The sequence below is a fragment of the Streptomyces sp. UNOC14_S4 genome (assembly GCF_020740835.1).
Classification (GTDB): domain Bacteria; phylum Actinomycetota; class Actinomycetes; order Streptomycetales; family Streptomycetaceae; genus Streptomyces.
This window is the reverse complement of sequence record NZ_JAINFC010000768.1, coordinates 1-2,527: the sequence shown is the minus strand read 5'-3', so window position 1 is coordinate 2,527 and position 2,527 is coordinate 1. Positions and strand designations below refer to the sequence as shown.

Genomic DNA, 2,527 nt, shown 5'->3' with positions numbered 1-2,527 from the left:
CAGGGAGACCCCGCCCAGATAGGCCGAGCCCAGCTCCCGTACGGACAGGGCCAGGTCCGCGGCGTCCCCGGTGCGCTCGCACGAAGCGCCCTTCGCGTCGCCCGACAGCCGCCAGCGCCCCGCGTTCCAGGGGCAGAAGTCGTCGGTGACCTCGAACACGACGTCCACCGGCGCCTGGTACGTACGCGCCGCCAGCGCCGCCCCCACGTCCACCAGCCGGACGTACAGCGAGTCGCCCGACACCAGGCGGCACAGCCGCACGTTGTCCACCAGCTGCCACAGCGGGTCGTCCGACGGCCGGTTCCTCGCCACGATCTCGTCCATCAGGTCCAGGTCGAAGAGATAGCGCCACAGCACCGCGTAGGCGGCCGGGGTCAGCGCCTCGACGTCCCGCACCTGCACCGTGCCGTGCGCGCCGGTCTCGTCGTACCGGGGCTGGGCGAAATAGCGCGCGTACCCCACCGTCCGGCCGTCCACCTCGGCCAGCACGCACTGCAGCGGCGAGCTCCCGTCACGGCGGGACGGCGGGTCCAGCAGCGGCAGCGCCGACCAGCCCGGCCTGCGCTCCAGCATCGCCGGGCGGGTGGCCACCCGGCGCGCGTACACCGCCTCGCAGGCGTCGTGCGCCTCATCGGGCTTCGACAAGCGGAGCCGCACCCCCTCCGCGCCCTCCGGCAGCCGGATTCCCACCCGGGTGGTGTCGATGCGCGCCTGCACCATGTGCGTCGCGGCACCGTAGCCGAACCGCCCGTAGATGTCCGGCTCCGAGGCCGTCAGCACCGCGACGGGCTGCCCCCAGGCCCGTACGTCGTCCAACTGGCGCCGCATCATGCCCCGCAGCGTCCCGCGCCGCCGGTGCGTGGGCCGCACGCCCACCATCGTCACCCCGGCCACGGGCACCGTGACCCCGCCCGGCACCGTCATCCGGAAGTCGAACGCCCCGGCCGTGCCCACCACTTCATCGCCGTCCCACATGGCGAGCGAGCGGTCCGCCAGGGTCAGCTCGCGCCACAGCGCGCGTTCCTCCGGGGCTTCCGGGGCACCGCCGAAGGCCAGCTCCAGCGTGCCGTACCACTGGTCCCATTCCGTCGGTCGCAGTACTCGCAACTCCGTCGTCATGCCCCCATGCCTAGCAGCGGAACTCCTTGCGGACGAACGAATTTCGCATAACGTGCCCATCCGTGCGACTTGCCCTGTCCCAGGTCGACGCGCGGCTTCCCGCAGCTCGCCGAGGCCGCGCCGCGGTGGCCGTCCCGGCGCGGCGTGAGTCGACGCACCGCCGAACGGGTGGATAAGGTCACGATGCAATGACTGGCGGTGCGGAGACCCCGACGGCCCGGCTGCGCAAGACACTGCGCCGGGCCCGCGTGAGCATGCGCAAAGCCGGGGTGGACCGCTTCCGCGGCGACGGGTCCGACCGGCTCGCCCTCGCCTCGCTGCTGCTCTCCGTCCCGGCCCTCGCCTGCGGCACCGTCGCCCTGCCCGAGTGGTGCGCGCCCTCCGCGCTCGTCCTGCCCATCGTGGCGGGCGGCCTCCTGCTGCGCCCCGCCGGTCTGCTCGCCCTCTACGCGGCGTCCGCCGTGGCCCTCATCGTCGAGTCCGCGGTCCTGGACTCCGGCCCGCAGGCCGTGGCCGACCGGGTCACCCCCGGCACGATCCTCGTCGTCGCCGCGGTCGGCTTCTTCGGCTTCCTGATCGCGCAGTTCCGCACCCGCGTCGGCGTGCCCTGGCGGCGCGGCCAGACCATGCTCTTCGACCTGCGCGAACGCCTCCGCGTACAGAGCAAGCTGCCGAAGCTGCCGCGCGGCTGGCACCGGGAGATGGCGCTGCGGCCCGCGGGCGGCCAGTCCTTCTCGGGCGACTTCGTGGTCGCGGCCCGCACCAACGGCGGGCGCACCCTGGAGGTCGTGCTCACCGACGTCTCGGGCAAGGGCATGGACGCGGCCTCGCGCTCCCTCCTGCTCTCCGGCGCCTTCGGCGGCCTGCTCGGCTCGCTGCCCCCGCACGCCTTCCTGCCCGCCGCCAACGGCTATCTGCTCCGCCAGGACTGGGACGAGGGCTTCGCCACCTCGGTCCACCTCGTCCTCGACCTGGACTCCGGGGACTACGAGATGTACTCGGCGGGTCACCTCCCCGGCCTCCAACTCAGCGCCGGCACCGGCCGCTGGGAGGAGAAGGCCGCCGACGGCCCGCTCCTCGGCGTCTACGACGGCGCCGAGTTCGACCCGATAAAGGGCACGCTCTCGCCCGGCGACGTCCTGATGCTCTTCACCGACGGCCTGGTCGAGACCTCCGACCGCGACCTGACGGAAGGCATGGACCGCCTGACGGGCGAAGCGGACCGCTACGTCTCGGCGGGCTTCCAGGGCGCGGCGTGGCACTTGATCGAGGCGGTGGCGAAGGATGTCAACGACGACAGGGCGCTGCTGCTGATCTGCCGGGCGTGAGGGGGTTCTCGCCGTTGCCGCCCTGCGGGCGGGAGCGGCCTGCGGCCGCGTCCTCAAACGCCGGACGGGCTGGGTGGGGT

Annotated in this window: 2 protein-coding genes; one reads left to right on the top strand and one right to left on the bottom strand. The window is 73.5% G+C overall.

The features are described from left to right. A partial coding sequence (locus K6I34_RS35500; RefSeq protein WP_229332152.1) for a GNAT family N-acetyltransferase occupies positions 1 to 1,119 on the bottom strand: 1,119 nt, incomplete at its 3' end. A 188-nt stretch (positions 1,120 to 1,307) separates the two neighbouring features. On the opposite strand from K6I34_RS35500, the gene K6I34_RS35495 reads away from it, so the two are divergent. Beyond that, positions 1,308 to 2,447 carry a PP2C family protein-serine/threonine phosphatase gene (locus K6I34_RS35495; protein WP_229332151.1) on the top strand — a complete coding sequence of 380 codons (1,140 nt, stop codon included), beginning with the start codon at positions 1,308 to 1,310 and terminating at the stop codon, positions 2,445 to 2,447. The last annotated feature ends 80 nt before the right edge of the window (positions 2,448 to 2,527 follow it).

Excerpts from the sequence above, each read along its gene's own strand:
- K6I34_RS35495 (WP_229332151.1), top strand. The coding sequence starts at position 1,308 with ATGACTGGCGGTGCGGAGACCCCGACGGCCCGGCTGCGCAAGACACTG.